16 protein-coding genes are annotated in these 19735 nt (G+C 40.6%); 6 read left to right on the top strand and 10 right to left on the bottom strand.

The genetic code is table 11. The features are described 5' to 3' along the window. Positions 1-9 precede the first annotated feature (9 nt). Both DXB58_RS07445 and DXB58_RS07440 read left to right on the top strand, forming a co-directional pair. A complete protein-coding gene (locus DXB58_RS07445) occupies positions 10-2118 on the top strand; it encodes a glutaminase family protein (RefSeq protein ID WP_122136403.1) in 2109 nt (702 codons plus the stop codon). Between the two features lie 22 nt (positions 2119-2140). Next, a complete protein-coding gene (locus tag DXB58_RS07440; RefSeq protein ID WP_122136402.1) occupies positions 2141-4147 on the top strand; it encodes a glycoside hydrolase family 97 protein in 2007 nt (668 codons plus the stop codon). Positions 4148-4224: 77 nt separating this feature from the next. Here DXB58_RS07440 and DXB58_RS07435 read toward each other — a convergent pair whose 3' ends face one another. The 10 genes from DXB58_RS07435 to hemW form a co-directional block, all read right to left on the bottom strand. Further along, positions 4225-4581, bottom strand: coding sequence for a hypothetical protein (locus DXB58_RS07435; protein WP_004299310.1), 357 nt, complete (start codon positions 4579-4581; stop codon positions 4225-4227). A gap of 291 nt (positions 4582-4872) precedes the next feature. Further along, positions 4873-5481 carry a lysine exporter LysO family protein gene (locus tag DXB58_RS07425; RefSeq protein ID WP_004326224.1) on the bottom strand — a complete coding sequence of 203 codons (609 nt, stop codon included), beginning with the start codon at positions 5479-5481 and terminating at the stop codon, positions 4873-4875. Beyond that, a complete protein-coding gene (locus DXB58_RS07420; RefSeq protein WP_122136400.1) occupies positions 5478-5765 on the bottom strand; it encodes a LysO family transporter in 288 nt (95 codons plus the stop codon). Before DXB58_RS07420 ends, DXB58_RS07425 begins: the two co-directional genes overlap by 4 nt. Before the next feature lie 2 nt (positions 5766-5767). Next, positions 5768-6538, bottom strand: a complete 771-nt coding sequence (locus tag DXB58_RS07415) for a hypothetical protein (RefSeq protein WP_233527257.1) — start codon at positions 6536-6538, stop codon at positions 5768-5770. Further along, positions 6535-7533 (bottom strand): DUF4249 domain-containing protein, encoded by a 999-nt coding sequence (locus tag DXB58_RS07410; protein ID WP_122136398.1) that lies wholly within the window; start codon positions 7531-7533, stop codon positions 6535-6537. The genes DXB58_RS07415 and DXB58_RS07410 overlap by 4 nt, the downstream gene beginning before the upstream one ends. Before the next feature lie 7 nt (positions 7534-7540). Next, positions 7541-10243 (bottom strand): TonB-dependent receptor, encoded by a 2703-nt coding sequence (locus DXB58_RS07405; RefSeq protein WP_122136397.1) that lies wholly within the window; start codon positions 10241-10243, stop codon positions 7541-7543. 1 nt (position 10244) lies between these two features. Continuing rightward, positions 10245-11123 carry a FecR family protein gene (locus DXB58_RS07400; RefSeq protein ID WP_122136396.1) on the bottom strand — a complete coding sequence of 293 codons (879 nt, stop codon included), beginning with the start codon at positions 11121-11123 and terminating at the stop codon, positions 10245-10247. A gap of 26 nt (positions 11124-11149) precedes the next feature. After that, positions 11150-11584 carry a hypothetical protein gene (locus DXB58_RS07395; RefSeq protein WP_122136395.1) on the bottom strand — a complete coding sequence of 145 codons (435 nt, stop codon included), beginning with the start codon at positions 11582-11584 and terminating at the stop codon, positions 11150-11152. An 87-nt stretch (positions 11585-11671) separates the two neighbouring features. Beyond that, positions 11672-12226, bottom strand: coding sequence for an RNA polymerase sigma-70 factor (locus tag DXB58_RS07390; RefSeq protein ID WP_122136394.1), 555 nt, complete (start codon positions 12224-12226; stop codon positions 11672-11674). Between the two features lie 19 nt (positions 12227-12245). Continuing rightward, complete coding sequence (hemW, locus tag DXB58_RS07385; RefSeq protein ID WP_122136393.1) at positions 12246-13376, bottom strand: radical SAM family heme chaperone HemW; 1131 nt, start codon at positions 13374-13376, stop codon at positions 12246-12248. A 547-nt stretch (positions 13377-13923) separates the two neighbouring features. Between hemW and DXB58_RS07380 the strand changes: the two genes are divergently transcribed. The 4 genes from DXB58_RS07380 to DXB58_RS07365 all read left to right on the top strand — a co-directional run bounded on the left by DXB58_RS07380 (position 13924) and on the right by DXB58_RS07365 (position 19722). Then, on the top strand, positions 13924-16080 hold the full coding sequence (locus tag DXB58_RS07380; RefSeq protein WP_122136392.1) for a translation factor GTPase family protein: 2157 nt from the start codon (positions 13924-13926) through the stop codon (positions 16078-16080). A gap of 124 nt (positions 16081-16204) precedes the next feature. Continuing rightward, a complete protein-coding gene (locus tag DXB58_RS07375; RefSeq protein WP_158570810.1) occupies positions 16205-17140 on the top strand; it encodes an FKBP-type peptidyl-prolyl cis-trans isomerase N-terminal domain-containing protein in 936 nt (311 codons plus the stop codon). A 322-nt stretch (positions 17141-17462) separates the two neighbouring features. Then, complete coding sequence (locus tag DXB58_RS07370; protein ID WP_004299325.1) at positions 17463-19019, top strand: sensor histidine kinase KdpD; 1557 nt, start codon at positions 17463-17465, stop codon at positions 19017-19019. Position 19020: 1 nt separating this feature from the next. After that, positions 19021-19722 (top strand): response regulator transcription factor, encoded by a 702-nt coding sequence (locus DXB58_RS07365; protein ID WP_004299326.1) that lies wholly within the window; start codon positions 19021-19023, stop codon positions 19720-19722. The last annotated feature ends 13 nt before the right edge of the window (positions 19723-19735 follow it).

Raw genomic sequence — 19735 nt, 5'->3', positions numbered from 1 at the left:
GAACTCTATATGAAAATTATAAAATCTCGGATTCTTTCGGGAATAGTAATGATTTTGTTATTGTTAGGTTGCAATAATAAAGAAGTACACTGTGTTGATAAGAATGAGTTGCGCGCTCCTGCTTATCCTTTAGTAACGATAGATCCTTATACTAATGCTTGGTCCTTCGGGGATAATTTGTATGATTCTTCTTTGAAACATTGGACAGGACAAGATTTTCCTTTGATAGGTGTTGTCAAAGTAGATGGAGTACCGTATCGTTTTATGGGGATAGAGGATTATGATCCGATGATGAGTACGAATGGTGATGTTCCGGGTTTGTCCACTGAAGGAGATAGTATGTCCTATTTTACACAGACAGCTCGCCAACTTTCTGTTGATGTACAGCCGACAAGGACGATTTATCAGTTTGTTTGTGGCCCGGTTCAATTAGATTTGACCTTTATTGCCCCTCTTTTGATGGATGATCTTGAGCTTGTGGCCCGTCCGGTAAATTATCTTTCTTATGAAATGAAAACTGATGATGGTCAAATGCACAATGTAGAACTTTATATAGAAGTGTCTCCACATTGGGCTATGAATCTGTCAAACCAGTCGTCTGTTTCAGAGACTTTTACTAAAGATGGTTTTGTTTTTCTTAAAAGTGGTACGAAACAACAGAATATACTTGGGACGAAGGGAGATGATGTTCGTATTGACTGGGGATATTTCTATTTAGGCACCGATAGGCATAATACTCTTGCTGCTGTTGGAAACCGTAATACACTCCGTGAAAATTTTTTAAAGGGAAATACTGACTTTTATGCTAGTGCGGCTAATACTAAAGGAGAAAATCAACGAATGGCTTTAGTTTGTTCTTTGGGAACTATTAGAAAGTCAGAGGGGCGTTTTTTAATTGGATATGATGATATATTTTCAATTCAGTATTTTGGGGAGAACTTGCGCCCTTACTGGAATCGGAAGGGAACAGAAACAATTCTATCTCAATTTCATAAGGCGAATTCGGATTATGAGAAATTGATGAAGAAATGCATAGCTTTCGATTATCAATTAATGAAAGAGGCAACTGAAGCAGGAGGACGTAGATATGCAGAGCTTTGTGCCTTGGCATATCGTCAGGCAATTTCGGCACATAAATTGGTAGAGGCTCCTAATGGAGATTTACTGTTCCTTTCAAAAGAAAATTCCAGTAATGGATCTATTGGCACAGTGGATATTACTTATCCTTCAGCTCCTTTGTTTCTGCTTTATAATCCGGAACTAGTTAAGGGTATGTTGAATCCTATCTTCTATTATAGCGAGAGTGGTAGATGGACTAAACCGTTTGCTGCTCATGATGTCGGAACTTATCCACTTGCTAATGGTGAGACATATGTTGGAGAAATGCCCATAGAAGAATCTGGTAATATCTTAATTTTAACTGCGTCGATTGCCGCTGTAGAGGGAAATACTGATTATGCCCGAAGACATTGGAAAACATTAACAGCGTGGGCAGATTATTTACTTTATAACGGCCTTGATCCTGCGGACCAACTCTGTACAGATGATTTTGCCGGGCATTTGGCTCATAATGCAAATCTTTCTATAAAAGCAATTTTAGGGGTAGCTTCTTATGGTTATCTGGCTGGTAAGCTAGGCTATAAGGAACAAAGTGAAAGCTATATACAAAAAGCAAAAGAAATGGCTCTGGAATGGGTAAAGATGGCTGATGATGGTGATCATTATAAATTGGCATTTGACAAACCGGGAACATGGAGCCAAAAGTATAATTTGGTGTGGGATAAACTGATGGATTGGCATATATTTCCAGATAAAGTAAGACAGACAGAAATACCTTATTATCTTTCAGTACAGAATAAATACGGTCTACCATTGGATAACCGTGAAACTTATACCAAAACTGACTGGATTATGTGGACGGCTACTTTGGCTTCGGATATGGAAACATTCGAAAAATTTGTTGATCCTGTTTATTTGTTTATGACTACAACTCCAGATCGTGTACCGATGACTGACTGGATGTATACGGATCGACCCGAAGTGAAAGTATTCCGTGCACGTTCGGTAGTTGGTGGCTATTATATGAAAATGCTGGAGAGACGTTTAAAAGGTGAATAAAATAAATAATTCGATTGATAAAATGAAAATCAAGTATCAACTGTTGTTATATATTTTGTTGTTACCTGTAGTAAGCTGGGGACAAAAAGTATTATATGTGCAGTCGCCAGATAGGAAAATTGAACTTCAGGTTATGATAGGTCAAGAATTGGAGATCGCTATTATTCGGAATGGGACGACAGTACTTCAACCGTCTGCGATTGGTATGGATGTCCGTTTTATAGGAATATTAGGAGAAAATCCAAAACTAAAAAGTGTAAGCCGACGTTCAGTGACGGAAAAATTATCATCTCCTATATATATAAAAGATGAGGTTGATAATATTTATAATGAATTGACTGCTAGTTTTAGAGGTAATTATTCGGTTGTTTTCCGTTGTTATAATCAGGGAGTTGCTTATCGTTTTGTAACTGATTTCAAGGAGAGGGAGATTGTTATTAATAATGAGAAGGCTGTTTTTCATTTCCCATCAGGAACTAAAGGGTATGCTGCTTACAGTAATTATGGAGATGATAACGACTTGTCTAGTCAGTATTTAAATTCTTTTGAGAATACTTATGATAATCAATTGTTGTCTCAACTGAATAGTAGACGGTTGATTTTCTATCCTTTTTTAGTGGAACTACCGGATAAATTTGAAAAGATATGTATTACGGAAAGTGACCTGCGCGATTATCCTGGTATGTTTCTGCAAAGTAGTCCTGATAGCTTTTCAATGAAAGGTGTTTGGGCACCTTTACCAGAGAAAACAGTGCAGGGAGGGCATAATCAACTACAGCAAATAGTGGTGAAACGTTATGATTATATTGCCCACACTAATGGAAAGCGTACATTTCCTTGGAGAATATTTACGATAGCTGAACAGGATAGGGAATTGTTGGATAATGATTTGGTTTACTTGTTGGCTACACCTTCCGTACTAAAAGATATTTCATGGATTAAGCCTGGTAAGGTCGCTTGGGATTGGTGGAACGATTGGAATATCTCCAAAGTGGATTTTCGAGCAGGAATTAATAATGAGACATACAAATATTATATTGATTTTGCTGCTATAAATCAGATTAAGTATGTAATTTTGGATGAAGGTTGGGCAGTAAACCAGCAAGCGGATATGTTGCAGGTTATTCCTGAAATTGATTTGACAGAGTTAGTCTCTTATGCTAAAAGTAAGAATGTAGACATTATTTTATGGGCTGGTTATTGGGCATTTCACCGGGATATGGAAAAAGTGGTGAAGCACTATGCAGAAATGGGAGTGAAAGGTTTTAAAGTAGACTTTCTGGATAGGGATGATCAGGATATGATTCGATTTATGTGGGAAGCAGCGGAATTATGTTCCAGATATCACATGATTCTTAACTATCATGGTGCTTGTAAACCTTTTGGTATTCAACGGACTTATCCGAATGTGATGAATTTTGAAGGGGTACATGGATTGGAGCAAATGAAATGGAGACCAATAGAATGTGATCAGGTTACTTATGATTTGCAATTTCCGTTTATACGAATGATGGCAGGACCTGTGGATTATACACAAGGAGCTATGCAGAATGCTGTTCGGGGAGGTTTTTATCCGGTTTATAGTAACCCAATGAGTCAAGGTACGCGATGTCGTCAAATGGCGGAGTATGTAGTCTTTAATTCTCCTTTGAATATGTTATGTGATTCACCTACCCGGTACATGAAAGAACAAGAATGCACTGATTTTATATCATCTGTTCCTACAGTTTGGGATGAGACGCGCTCGTTGGACTGCAAACTTTCTCATTATATTCACATTGCTCGTCGTAAAGGAGATGTATGGTATGTAGGGGGGATGAATGATTGGTCGATTCGTGAGACTCTGGTTGATTTGTCTTTTTTGCCGAATGCAGATTATTATGTAGAAATCTTTTGTGATGGTTTAAATTCGGATAGAAATGCTTCCGACTATCGTAAAGTAATAAAAAAGTTACCAGTTGATAGGAAGCTTAAAATTGTAATGTATCCGGGAGGCGGATATGCGATAAAGATAAAGCCATGTGAATAGATGAGGATAAAGAGGAATAAAAAAAGTGGAAGCCCAAACTGGCTTCCACCCTCTCTCTCTTTTGCATATTACTCATTTTACTTATTCAGTTCAATACCTTTATTCTGTAAAGTGATGTTCATCAATGCAGCATACTTGGCATACTGTTCAGCACTAAGAGTCTTTCTCATCAGCTTCAAGTTACCATAAACAGCGTTACGCAATTTAGCTTCTTTATCTTTCTTTGCTGTTGTGGCTCTTGACATCTGTTCGGAGAAATAATCGCAGATGTTTGCAACCTCTTCACTCTGAACTGAATTCAAGTTCAAATATTTACCTAATTTACTAACATTGATGTTACCTTCCCATTTTGCAGTTGTAGGTTGATTTCCGGCTGCAAATGTTGTAGCAGCAAGGCAGAGCGCTGCCACTAATGTTAATCCTAAACGTTTCATAATACCTACTTTTTTAATTGTTATACCTAAAAACTATTCCTAAAAACAAATCTAATACCTATTGAAAATTAGTCTAAGCGCTTAGTTTTTCTTTTTACCTATGCAAATATAAGAATATGTTTTATAGCATAAAAATAAAGAGAAGGAAAAGATTCTATTTAGCCTCATTTCTTGATGTAAGTCAAGAGATGGTATGCTTTTTGATACAAAAGTGGTTCTTTATGAAACATATTTGTAATACGTGTGCGAAAACGATAGTGAAAATAATCTGCTTTTTAGGATTTATTCCTATTAAAATGATATTGAACAAAGGAACGTGACTAGGAAAGGAACACTGAAATCAACAACAAAACCATGGAAAATAGAAATGATTACAAATTCTTTTCCCGAATATCGGGTAATAATAGGAAGAGTGGTATCCATTGTAGTGGCTCCACCAACAGAAATAGGGGCTAGCTTTCCGAAATACTTCACTAATAATGGCGCACACAGCAAAGCGATGATTTCACGCATGATATTGGAAAGTAACGCAATAGTTCCCAATTCGGGACCTTTGTATTCGGTAATGAAAATGCTGGAAAGTGAATAATAGCCAAATCCGGCTCCGACTGCCATACAGTCTAAAGGACCTCGTTGGCTCATAAAGGCTCCTGCTACGGCGCAACCTGCTAATGTGCCAATGATCGTCATGATGGGAAGGAATACAAGCCGCGGATTCAGGGAGCGAAAACTCTTCAAAGTATTCGGATCGTTGCCGATACTGATGCCTACGCAGAACATGAGTCCGCAGAGGGCATAGTAACTGAGCTTGCTGTCGGTGAAGTCGTATGGAATAAGATGATAAACTCCACAAAGAGTACCGATAATGAAGAAAGAGACGATAATCAAACTACCTTTCATGCTTTTGTTTCCTTTCCTCCATTCCATTTATATAATAGGTACCATAATCCCCAGGCACATAACGTACTTCCTGCAACGGCAGCTACCGTGATGATAATAGCTTCCAGTCCGAGAGTATGCAAACCTTTGATAATAGATTCGTTACCTCCTACATCTATTCCTAGAAGAAAGAGGAGAATCCATATAAGAAGAGTAATTATCTTGTGTATCCATGATAGTCTTTTACTGCGTAACAAGTAGCCAAAAAGCATGCCTGTCAGCATAATTCCAATAATGATAAACATAGTTAGTGCCTGCTTTTTGGCTGCAAAGATAGTATTAAATGTATATCCCGACTAATCTCCTCCACGATTTCTTTCGTAGCCATTGACAAACATTCGGTCATATCATCCAGACAAGCGGCATTGGCGGACGGTGAATCTTCGAATCTTTGCGCTTTGGTAGTTTGCTGATATTCTGTAGAGTAAGTTTTATCAAGCAGGCAATCTTCCTTTTGAGTGAGGCGGATAGAAATGGCAAGACTGGAAGCTGCCGGGCGAATTTTGTTATTGACAACCTCCAACATTTCTCCCTCAAACCAAGGGATGCTTGACTGGTTGAGTTTGATTCTGCCACACGTCTCATTCTTTCTGATTTTTACTTCCAGCCGATAGGCGGAATCGGGAATCATTTTTCCTTTCTGATTATCTATCAGATGACAGCAGGTGCTACTGTTACATTCGGTAAGCAGTGCCTCCGTCAGAAATTCCCGATAGAGTTGGGTGAGAGAAGACTCTCCTAACCGAAGATGGAAAAGCTCGCCTTCATAGTTATATAACAGTAGCGGAATATATGCAGACTTTTTTCGTTTCACGCTGGTGTAATAATCCATGTTGGAATAGTCGATGAAGTCCAGATATACGGTTTGATCTGCTTTCTCCTGATAGATAGGAGAAGTGAGCTCGTAATACAAGCTGGATTTTAAGGCTTGTATTTCCCTTAGCATACTCCGGCTGCTTCGGCAGGAACAGAACAGCGGTAATGCGATGAGTATAAATAGCAGGTGATGAGTTTTCATATCCATGGCTTTTCTATATGAATGATTTTGCTTGTCTCCGTACTGATCCCGACAATCCCGACCCCTCCGTGCACATTGCCGGGATATTTGATTGGTTCGTTTATTGTCTCATCATAAGCGTCGGAATCTGCCAGGTTGAGTGCTTTCAGATAGTAATATTCGGTTTCTGTAATGCTTAACAGGCGCACAATAATATCCATCTTTACATTCGTTCCATATTTGGAAAGCCCCTCAACATTTGTCTGGTTGTAGACTGTCATGGTATAAGATGTATCTTTGAATCGTGAGTCATCGAATACGCCATATATATTCTTTACGGTGTCGAACATGCCATTATCTTCGTCATCGCTGTTGGTAGGCTGTCCGTCCGTCAATACAACATCTTCGCGGGATATAAAATGATAACGGTGTGTGGTTTTAGTGACATATTCGCCTATTTCATTATTATAGTCTTTCACTGTCATTTGCTTATCCATGATAAGTCGATAGAAATTATTTTCGTCGGGGCGATCTTTGATGTTGATTTTATACCGGAGATAATTCTGTGTATAATAATACTGTGTCAGTGGAACAGTGACCGTATCGATATCAGTAATTTCGTGGGGACGCTGTGGAACGGTAACTTCAGCCCATGCGTGATACTGCCCGTCGTCAGTGAGAGCGTCGATACGTACTACATCTCCGGGAGAGAATTTGCCGGAAATATTGAAGCGGCATTGCATATCTCCTTCCGCCTGTGGTGGGAGCGGACGTAAACTTTCTGACAACTGTCCGTTAACACGTACTTCCACGGTGGCTTTTTCTGCATGAGTGGCATATCCTCTTCCCGTGAAATTGAGGTAAAGAACATTGGTCAGACTATCTGCGTTGATTAGTGCATTCATCACTAGTTTGGGTGGATTGTCCTTTACACTAAACGGGAGTTCGTTTTCGCAAGATACTGTTGTCAGTAATGCTATTAACAGGATAAATGGATAATATATACGAGTTCTCATAATGGGTTTAGAATTTATAAGTGTAAGTGAATGATGGAATTAATGGAAGTATAGTATACTTCTTGATAATCGGTTTGTAGGGATCGTTTTTGCTGGTGCTGCGATATACAAATGTAGGGTTCATCGCATTATATGCATTATACAGACTGATATTCCAGGTACGCATACCATGTTTGGTCTTTTTGTTGAAATTGACTCCCACATTCAACCGGTGACTGGCTGGTAACCGGTAATTATTACGATGCTCCACATACGAAGCTTCTCCGATGATGGGTGAAGTTATGCCTGAATCAAAATAATCTCCATATCCATATCCTCCTCCAAATCTGTTGTTTGTGCCGTCGCTAGGACGGATGACAGCGGTTTTCTCTTCAGGGATTGTACTTGTTCCACCTGTATAAAACACCCAGGAAGCACCGATGTCGATACGTTCGCTGAACTTATGGTTGATTGTCAGGTTGATATTGTGTCTTCGATCATATTTATATGGAAACCGTTCACCGTTGTTGATACCGCCTTTGGCAAACTGACGGTCACTTTTGGACAAAGTGTAGGACAGCCATCCCGTCGTTCTTCCAAGTGTCTTCTGTGCCATAAACTCAATACCTGCCGAACGTCCCTTGCCCATTTCCACTTTATTTTCCCAACCGGCAGAAGAACCGAAGAAGCTGACTCCTTCTTTATACTCCAATACATTATACATATCTTTATAATAGCCTTCTACCGAGAATTCCCATCCCTCGATTCCCGTATAGTATCCGCCTAATGAATATTGGTGAGAGCGCATCGGTTTGATTTTTTTAGTCACGGGAACCCATAAGTCCGTAGGCATTGCGATTGGCATGGATGATAACAGATGTACGTATTGGCTCATTTGTGTATAAGAGGCTTTCAGAGTTACGTCTTTCCCTAGTTGATAACGGGCGGAAACTCGTGGCTGCAAAGAAGAATAACTCTGCTTCTGTACCTGAAACAAGGAGAGGTGTAATCCAAGATTCAGACGCAGACGGTCATTCACCTTGATGTTGTCTTCCAGATAAGCCGATAGCTCATGCCCGTAAATCCGGCTGTTGGCGATGCTGTGGTAAGTGGTGTCTCGATCTACTTTGTCTCCTGTTTTCTCGGAGATCTTGGATGTCATGACCTCCGGACGGAACCGATGATAGATATATCCTGTACCAAATTTAATGTGGTGTGCGGGAGACGGGTTATAATCGAAATCAATCTGATAGCTCCAGTCATTGATTCCCGAACGATAATCGGCTGAATATCGGTTGATTATCGAAGCTCCCATACTGTTAGCATATTTATTGTTGTTGTATGAGTTGACGTCGAATAAATAGTTGTTGTAAGAGATAGTCGTGTTGCTGAACAGACGGTTGTTGAATATGTAGTTCCATCTGGCGGAAACAATGGTATTTCCCCAATTCATTGTACTTCCATCTTTGGAGTCGGTATCCCCATCATAATTGGCGGCAAAATGATCTTTCCCGTTGTAAACGCTTAGATAGATACGGCTCCGGTCGGAGAATTTATGATTGATTTTGGCATTGATGTCATAAAAGTAATAACCATATTCTTCTCCATCCGGCATAAATGGCTTGGCGATGAGATCGGCATACGAACGTCTGGCGGAAATGTTGAAAGAGGTTTTTCCTTTCACAATCGGGCCTTCCAGATTGATTTTGCTGGTTAGTAATCCGATACTAAGCGTACCGTGGTATTTCTGCATGTCTCCGTCATTGGTACGGACATCAATGACGGAAGAAAGCCGTCCGCCGAAACGTGCCGGAAAGGAACTTTTGAATAGTGTTACCTTTTTGACAGCCTCCGGAGTAAAAACCGAAAAGAATCCGAACATGTGGTCTACATTGTATACAGGAGTCCCATCCAGTAGAATAAGATTCTGGTCCGGACTGCCGCCGCGTATATACAGTCCGGCTGAACCGTCTACTCCTGCCTGTACGCCAGGCATCAGCTGGATGGCTTTCATGACATCTGCCTCTCCCAGTATGCTCGGCGTATTTTTAATCTGTGTCATCGGAATTTCGATAGAGCCCATCTGGGTGGCTACGGTGCCCGTTTCAGTTTTATCGGAAACGATCACTACCTCCTGCAACTGCGTGTTTCCCTGCATGCGGATATTCAGCAATGTATCTTGTGAGAGCGTAAAATGATGCGCTTCTGTGGCATAACCCAGATAGGAGAAACGCAGTTCGGTTTCTCCTTCGGGCAAAGTGATGCTGTAAAAACCGTAAGGATTGGTGGTTGTTCCTTGATTCTGATGACTCTCAATGATATTGGTTCCAATCAACGTCTCGGAAGACGTTCCATCTGTGACATATCCGCTGATAGTGAACTTACGGCCTACGGTTTTTGATTCTTTTTTCTTTTGCAGTAGAATATGGCGGCCGGTGAACTGATAACTGATCTGTTCATTTTTGAATACGAGATCAAGTATTTCACGCAACGGCTTATCCTTTACCTGCAAATTGATTTTATGTTTGATGATAATTTCCTCGCCATAGATAAAAGAATATCCGGTTGAGTTTTCAATCCGTTTGACGAATTCTTTTAGTGTGGCGTTTCGTAGTGTCAGCGAAAGCCGGGCTTCCGCATTTTGTGCATATATTTGCGTGGTGATAAGGAGCGCCACCCCTATCAGAACAATGGCTCTGATAGGGAAGCGATCTTGGAATATTATATTCATCTTAGTCTGGTTTAGCAGTGATAATAATCTGTTTATTGTTTTGTGAGTAGTTGAAATAACCGGCGTTGTGTAATACAGATAAAATGGTTGCCAGATCTTCTCCATCGCGGAATCGTGCTGTGATCCGGTAATTTTGCAAAGTCGTATCGGCTATATGGATCGTCGCTCCGAATGAGTTGGACAGTTCGCGGGCAATCTCCTGTAAAGGCAGGTCGTCGAATATAAACTCTCCCTGTCGCCAGGAAATTTCATCTTCTGCGTTCTCTAAAACCTTGCGGGTGAGTTTTTCTTCTACCTTATTATATATAGCAATCTCGTTAGGCTTCAAAATCATACAGACAGATTTACTTTTATTGCTGACTGCTACCGAGCCGGACAATAACGTTGTCTTTACATCCGGATTGTCATGATATGCATCTACATTGAAATGGGTTCCCAACACTTGAACGTCAATCGTTTCAGTCTGCACGATAAACGGATGCTTTGGGTCCTTGCTTACTTCAAAATAGGCTTCCCCATTTAGCTCCACTTCCCGTTTGTCCGATTGGAACTTTTCCGGATAAGAAAGCGAAGAATAATGGTTGAGCGTGACGGAACTACCATCAGGAAGACGGACTGTACGTGTCTCTGCCAGAGTGGAAACCGTTTGTATTGCAGCAGGTTGCATATATAAATAAGCTGTCCATACCGATAGGCAAAGTAGAACTACTGCCGCTGCTGCCGAGAAGGTGCGTATCAAAGTCAGGCGCCGGGTATGCGACTTCAGTCTTTTTTCTAGTTCCGGGTAACTGGCTGTTGCTGAAAAACGCCCTCGCGGTGAACGCGTGGAAGCAATGAGCTGATTCAGTATTTCTTCTAATTCCGTATCGGTGTGTTTCATATTTTTTCTGTATTACTCTTGATCCATTATTTTCGTTTCAACAGAATGGTCAGTTTGCTGATCCCTCCTTCTTTCCATTGGGGAGTGCAGGATAAAGTGACATTCTGTTTATTCAATACCATCTGTTTGGGATAGATTTTAATGATAGTCGTAGCTGACTTCTTACCCGCTTTGATGATTACTTTCTTTTCCGTCAGTTGTATGACTGCGGCTTGCCCTGTCATCGGAGGAGGTGCGGCAAGTACTACCGTTCGGTCTTCTTTCGCTTTCTCCATTGCCACAATTTTAATTTCCAATTCACACTCTGATTTGTCTCCTTCACATTCTACCGTTTCCTTCGAATGTTCGAATCCTGCATAGTCTTTGGGCAAATTGTCGTTGTCATTGTTGCATGAAAACAGGCACAGGCAAGTTGATAGAAGAACAAGGAATCCAATGTTTGCGTCATTTAGCTTTTTCATTTTTCTGTCTTTTTTAGTGATTGATTTATTTGTTGATAAAGACCGGAGGTTGACAGAAACTCCCTACGCTCTTTTTCTAAATAATTGTTAATCTATTTCTGCCCGGCTAATCATCTCTTTGAGTCGTGTGGTTGCCTTCTGAAGTTGTGCGTCCACTGTATTCATGCTGATGCCTAATTCTTCCGCTACTTGTGCATAACTTTGTTTTTCTTCGCGGATGCGAATGAATACTTCCCTGCAACGTTCCGGAAGCCGGTCGAGTGCCTTTACGTAAAGAGCAAATAATTCTTCACTGATGAGTGATTCTTCCGGCGAATAGCTCTGTTCCTGTGGCTCCGGCAGAGAATCGGGATGAATGTAAGTGTGTTTTGATTCTTTTTCCAGATAATTGAGCGAAGCATTCTTGACGAGAATGAAACAATAATCTTCAATGTTTCTCACATCAAGTAAATTGCTACGCTGTTTCCATAGTTTCAGAAATACGTCGAGAACGATTTCCTGCGACCATTCTTCCTGCTTCACATAGTAGTAGGCTATGCGGAAGAGGCGATCGTAAGTCATGTTGTAAAAGTCCCGGAAAGCAGTTTGCGAATCCAGTTCTTTCATTTGCCGCAATAACTTTCTAACTTCTGATTCGGTCATCGGCTTGCTGTTTGTTTTGTTAATCTACCCAAAGTAAATCACTCATTATACTGTCGGAGATGAAAATACCTTCACGAGTCAAGCGTAAGGCTCCATCGTGTTCTTCCAGTTTTCCATTTTTCAGATAAGGCGCAGCCATTCTCTGGCAATACTCCCACATCTCATTGCCGAACATCTGTTTCAGCTTTTCTATAGGCGTTCCCCATACAGTACGTATGGTAGTGATAATAAATTCATTGTAGCGGGTCGTCTGGTCCAGATACTCTATTTCAAAAGCACGACTGCCTTCCTCTATACCTTTTATATATGTATCGATGGAAGAAACATTCCATTCCCGTGTCATCCCGTCAAAAGAATGCGCCGACGGTCCGCACCCTAGATAAGGTATTCCTTTCCAGTAAGAACTGTTGTGACGGGAGTACTTGCCCGGACGGCAGAAATTCGAAATTTCATAATGTTCAAATCCCGCTTTCTGCAAATGCTCTATCAGTAACGTGAAAAAATCTAAACTGGAATCTTCGTCCACCTCCGATATCTGATGTTGTTTTAACATATTATATATAGGTGTATCTTCTTCGTAAATCAGATGATAAGCGGAAATATGCTCCACGTTCAGACTGACAGCCTGACGAAGATCATTCGCCCATCGTTCCTTGGTTTCTCCCGGTAATCCGTAGATAAGGTCGATACTTATATTTTGAAAATCGGCTTCCCGACACCTGTGAGCAGCTTCGATAGCTGTACGGGCATTGTGACGGCGTTTCAATAGTTTGAGAGTGGGATCGTCAAAAGTCTGTATTCCCATGCTGATGCGATTGAAAGGGAGCGAAGAAAGCATTTTCAGATATTCACTTGTCAGATCGTCGGGATTGGCTTCCAATGTGATTTCCTGGCAATGATTCAATCCGTGATGCTCGCGGATGGTATCAAATATCTGTTCAAAATCCTCTTTTTCCAGTTGAGACGGGGTTCCGCCACCGAAATAAACAGTTTCTATATCTTCTCCTTTCAGGTATTCTTTACGCATCGCCAACTCCCGGCAGAGAGCCTGTACATAACGGGTTTTGAGTTCGCTGCGAGTGGTTGAGTAGAAGTCGCAGTAGATGCAGCGCGTTTTGCAAAAAGGAATATGAAGATAGATACCTGCCATAGCTATGCTGTTTGGGTTTGTGGGTGTAAAAGTAAGACTATTATTAGATATATCAAAAAAGCTGTTGACGGAAATTATTTATAGTGGGGCAGGAATACGCTAAATAGATAATTCTCCCATCGATTAGTAGAAGATAATTTCCTGCAATGCTGAATTTAAGATCTTTTTTTTATAAATAAGATTCGAACTTGTAGCCGGGTTTTCGTTTGACAGTTGTTAAGCGATAGAATGACAATTGTTGAACTATCGCTTAACAACTGTCAAACGAAAACTGATTAGGTAACGGGGGAACTATTGTATGAAAGGAAAACAACTAAAAATAACATCGTGCCGGATTACTCATTGCAACTATGAAATTAGTTTATAGCCATGCGAAAATAATTTTTAACCCGATTCGAAAATGTTTATGTTAAAGATGTGTTACATAACATTGTTTAGTAACACCGTCATAAGTGTTGCTTTTCCCCCAATTAATCCCTAATTTGCGCATCACAAAATTAATGGTATGTGAGAAACATACTGAGTAATTACTAAAATCTTATATATTATGAAAGTATATCAGACTAATGAAATCAAGAACATTGCCTTGTTGGGAAGTTCTGGCTCTGGGAAAACCACTCTCGTGGAAGCGATGCTTTTCGAGAGTGGTGTTATAAAACGTCGCGGATCTGTTGCCGCAAAGAATACTGTTAGCGATTATTTCCCTGTTGAACAAGAGTATGGTTACTCCGTTTTCTCCACCGTTCTCCATGTAGAATGGAATAACAAAAAACTTAATATTATTGACTGTCCGGGATCGGACGACTTCGTAGGTAGTACAGTAACTGCACTAAATGTGACCGACACAGCAATTATTCTTCTTAATGGCCAATACGGCGTCGAAGTCGGTACACAAAATCACTTCCGTTATACAGAAAAGCTGAATAAACCTGTTATTTTTCTAGTCAACCAGCTTGATAATGAAAAATGCGATTATGATAATATCCTCGAACAGCTGAAAGAGGCTTATGGCTCTAAGGTTGTTCCTATCCAATATCCAATAGCTACCGGCCCGGGCTTTAATGCGCTGATCGACGTGCTGTTGATGAAGAAATATTCGTGGAAACCCGAAGGAGGGGCTCCGACCATCGAAGATATTCCGGCAGAAGAAATGGATAAGGCTATGGAGATGCACAAAGCATTGGTAGAAGCTGCTGCCGAAAATGATGAAGGTTTGATGGAGAAGTTCTTCGAACAAGATTCTCTTACAGAAGATGAAATGCGCGAAGGTATCCGTAAGGGATTGATCGCCAGAGGTATGTTCCCTGTATTCTGTGTTTGTGGAGGTAAGGATATGGGCGTTCGCCGCTTGATGGAATTCTTGGGTAATGTTGTTCCTTTTGTTTCTGAAATGCCGAAGGTACAGAATACGGAAGGTAAAGAAGTGGCTCCGGACGCTAACGGACCGGAATCCCTTTATTTCTTCAAGACCAGTGTGGAGCCGCATATCGGTGAAGTTTCTTATTTCAAAGTAATGAGCGGTAAAGTTCATGAAGGAGACGACTTGCTGAATGCCGACCGTGGTTCGAAGGAACGTATTGCGCAAATTTATGTGGTAGCCGGTGGTAACCGCGTCAAGGTGGAAGAGCTGCAAGCCGGTGATATCGGTGCTGCTGTGAAACTGAAAGATGTGAAAACCGGTAATACGCTGAACGGTAAGGATTGCGACTATAAATTCAACTTTATCAAATATCCGAATTCTAAATATACCCGTGCCATCAAGCCGGTGAATGAAGCGGATGTGGAAAAGATGATGGGCATTCTGAACCGTATGCGTGAAGAAGATCCTACCTGGGTGATCGAACAGTCAAAGGAATTAAAACAGACTTTGGTACACGGACAGGGAGAATTCCATCTTCGTACATTGAAATGGCGTTTGGAAAACAATGAAAAACTTCAGGTGAAATACGAAGAACCGAAGATTCCGTATCGTGAAACGATTACAAAAGCCGCCCGCGCCGACTATCGTCATAAGAAACAATCCGGTGGTGCCGGTCAGTTTGGTGAAGTTCACCTGATTATAGAACCTTATAAAGAAGGTATGCCTGTGCCCGATACGTATAAGTTCAATGGGCAGGAATTTAAGATTACCGTGAGAGGTACGGAAGAGATACCATTGGAATGGGGTGGTAAACTGGTGTTTATCAACAGTATCGTCGGTGGTTCTATCGATGCACGCTTCCTGCCTGCTATTATGAAAGGTATTATGTCTCGTATGGAGCAAGGTCCGTTGACAGGTTCGTATGCTCGTGATGTGCGTGTCATTGTTTATGATGGTAAGATGCACCCGGTAGATTCTAATGAAATCTCCTTTATGCTTGCCGGACGTAATGCCTTTAGTGAAGCCTTCAAGAACGCCGGTCCGAAAATTCTGGAACCGATTTATGATGTAGAAGTGTTTGTTCCGTCTGATAGGATGGGAGATGTGATGGGAGATCTTCAGGGACGTCGTGCCATGATTATGGGTATGAGTAGCGAAAAAGGTTTTGAGAAACTGGTTGCTAAAGTTCCTTTGAAAGAAATGTCGTCCTACTCTACAGCTCTTAGCTCACTCACCGGCGGACGTGCTTCGTTTATTATGAAGTTCTCTAGTTATGAGCTTGTTCCGGCAGATGTTCAGGATAAGTTGATGAAAGACTTTGAGGCTAAGCAGACAGAAGAATAAAGATAACTTCTCCGGAATTTCAGATTTAACTCCGGATAGTTGATTATAATACAAAGAAAGAGGGTGTCCATCGCGGATGCTCTCTTTTTGTAGATTCCAAACAAAACACATTGATTTAAACGAAATGAACAATAAAACACTGACTATCCAATTATTGATAATCTTGGTGAATATGATGTTGTGCTCTTGTGCTACATCGGGTTTAAAGATGCGTACTGAAGTCGATTCATTGAGTTATGCGGCAGGTTACTGTACTGTGTGCGAATATAAAGAACAGGAAGCGAATATCTTCTGGTTTATAAAAGGAGCAGTTCCGGATATAGAGAAATGCAATTTTGATACGATTACAAATGTTTTGCGCATGGCTTTTGCCGGGCGTCAGCCTATATCGTATCCTGATGCCAACCACAAAATACATGATTTCTTTGATGCACAAAATGCCGGGTGCCCTGTCAATCTGGATTCGTTGGCTATTGTTTATGGGATTCTCTTTTATCAGGATAAGTTTAGAAAAGAAATCGTTCTGTTCGAACAAAATCCGGATATTCTTATTAAAGGAATGCATGATGCGTTAACAGATAATCCTAAACCATTGTTGGGAAGAGAACAGGCAGAAAATTTGTTGAGAGACTTTTATGAAAAACGTCTGCCTGCGCGCAATCTGGTCAAAGCTAAACAGTACTTTGCAGAAATTGAAGCTAAGACTCCGGGTATACAGCGTAGTAAAAGCGGAGTGCTTTATCGTATAGATAAGATGGGTAGTAACGAACGAATCAACCGGGACACTGACATTTGCAGAATGAACTATCGGCAAACAGTCCAGTTGGGAGGAGTGGCTGGAGGAGAAAACTCATGTGAATATGAAATAGACAGATGTTTCTCATACAACAGGTTTCCATCTCCGGACTTCTTGGAAATAATAAAACTGATGGGTGTAGGTGGGAAAATCACCATCTGGACGGATACCAACTTTTTGAACCTGCGTAGTGCAACCAGTCCTAATCTGCCTCTCATTTGTGAATACGAACTAGTCTCAATTGAACCTTATCAGGAAGAGTAGATATTTATACTTTTATTCTCTTCTACTATTTTTATAGGCTTTTTTCTCAATGAATTTAGTCGTTTTGTGTTAATAGTCATTCTTAATTTAACTAATTCGCCCAAAAGATGCCGTTTTTTGTTTAACTATGATTAATAAAAATGGAAAAACGCAAGGAAAAGATTTAATTTTTTATTAAATTTGCAAACCAAAGGAGGGGTTTTATTGTTGTAGTAATCAGAATACAACCTAAATAGCTCCTTACGGTTAATTTCCGGGAAGTTCCGGTTAAATCAAGTTAATGCATTAGGAGTGTTAATTAGGGAGTGTTAATTTTGTTGCTATGAAGAAGTCAACAATTTGGATATTAGGTATTGTAATGGGGCTTTCCTTCCTTAGCCTGCTGTATTTGCAGGTTAGTTATATCGAGGAAATGATGAAAACCCGTAAGGAACAGTTTGATTCGGCTGTACGCAATAGCCTGGATCAGGTTTCCAAGGATGTGGAATATGCAGAGACCAGACGTTGGTTGATCGAAGATATTTCAGAAGCGGAAAGAAAAGCGCTGATTGCGAATAACGCTTCCATACAACAAGACAACTTGATTCAGCAAACGCAACGGTTCACGGTGAAGTCTAAGGATGGAAAAGTATATTCGGATTTTGAGCTGAAAGTGATGACCACTAAGCCCTCCGAGCTTCCAAAGGCTATGATTTCTCCTTATAGGGGAACAAAGACCATTCCGGAAACTTCGCGTTCATTAGTGGAAGCCATCAAGAATCGGTATATGTATCAACGGGCGTTACTCGATGAAGTGGCCTGGCAGATGATTTATCGGGGAAGTGACAAATCGATTGGAGACAGGGTACGGTTCAAAGAACTGGATGACTATCTGAAATCGAGCTTATATAATAATAGTATAGACTTGCCTTATCACTTTACGGTGATTGACAAAGACGGTAGGGAAGTCTATCGTTGTGCGGATTATGAGGCAAAGGGAAGTGAAGACGCTTATCAGCAGGCATTGTTCAAAAATGATCCGCCTGCAAAAATGAGCATATTGAAAGTGCACTTTCCGGGTAAGAAAGATTATATCTTTGACTCAATCAGTTTCATGATTCCGTCGCTGATATTTACGCTGGTATTGTTAGTGACATTCATCTTTACGATTTATATCGTATTCCGGCAAAAGAAACTGACGGAAATGAAGAATGACTTTATCAATAATATGACGCACGAATTTAAAACACCGATATCTACCATTTCATTGGCAGCACAGATGTTGAAAGATCCCGCGGTAGGAAAATCACCGCAGATGTTCCAGCATATATCGGGAGTGATTAATGATGAAACCAAGCGCTTGCGCTTCCAGGTGGAAAAGGTGCTCCAGATGTCGATGTTCGAACGTCAGAAGGCAACTTTGAAGATGAAGGAGATTGATGCGAATGAATTGATTGCAGGTGTTGTCAATACCTTTGCTCTGAAAGTGGAACGATATAATGGTAAGATAACATCGAACCTTGAGGCTACCGATCCTGTTATATTTGCAGATGAGATGCATATTACAAATGTAATCTTTAATCTGATGGATAACGCGGTGAAATATAAGAAACCGGAAGAGGATTTGGAACTGAAAGTGAGAACGTGGAATGAGTCGGGTAAACTGATGATTTCGATACAGGATAACGGTATTGGTATCAAGAAGGAGAACCTGAAAAAAATATTTGAAAAGTTCTATCGTGTGCATACGGGTAATCTGCACGATGTGAAGGGCTTTGGACTAGGATTGGCTTATGTGAGAAAAATTATATTGGATCATAAGGGAACCATCCGGGCGGAAAGTGACCTGAACGTGGGAACTAAATTTATTATTGCATTACCTTTATTAAAAAATAATTGATATGGACGAGAAACTGCGTATTTTATTATGCGAGGATGACGAAAATCTTGGCATGCTTTTAAGAGAATATCTACAGGCAAAAGGTTATTCTGCTGAGTTATATCCTGATGGAGAAGCCGGTTATAAGGCTTTCTTGAAGAATAAATATGACTTGTGCGTGTTCGACGTAATGATGCCTAAAAAAGACGGCTTCACACTGGCACAGGATGTCCGTGCAGCAAATGCTGAAATTCCTATTATCTTCCTGACTGCTAAAACGCTGAAAGAAGATATCCTGGAAGGATTTAAAATCGGTGCGGATGATTATATCACCAAACCGTTTAGTATGGAAGAATTGACGTTCAGAATTGAAGCAATCTTGAGACGTGTTCGTGGAAAGAAGAACAAAGAAAGCAATATCTATAAGATTGGTAAGTTTACTTTCGATACACAGAAACAAATTCTGTCGTCAGAAGGCAAACAGACTAAACTGACTACCAAAGAATCTGAACTGCTCGGATTGCTTTGTGCACATGCAAATGAGATTTTGCAACGTGACTTTGCTTTGAAAACGATCTGGATCGACGATAACTATTTCAATGCCCGTAGTATGGACGTGTATATCACGAAACTACGTAAGCATCTGAAAGAAGATGATTCTATCGAGATTATCAATATCCACGGAAAAGGCTATAAGCTGATTACCCCGGAAGTTGAATCTTAATAATCGCATTTGA

Origin of the sequence: Bacteroides sp. OM05-10AA (assembly GCF_003439055.1) — a bacterium.
Classification (GTDB): Bacteria; Bacteroidota; Bacteroidia; order Bacteroidales; family Bacteroidaceae; genus Bacteroides; species Bacteroides intestinigallinarum.
Note: the sequence above shows the minus strand (reverse complement) of the source record. Positions and strands in the feature narration are given on the sequence as shown.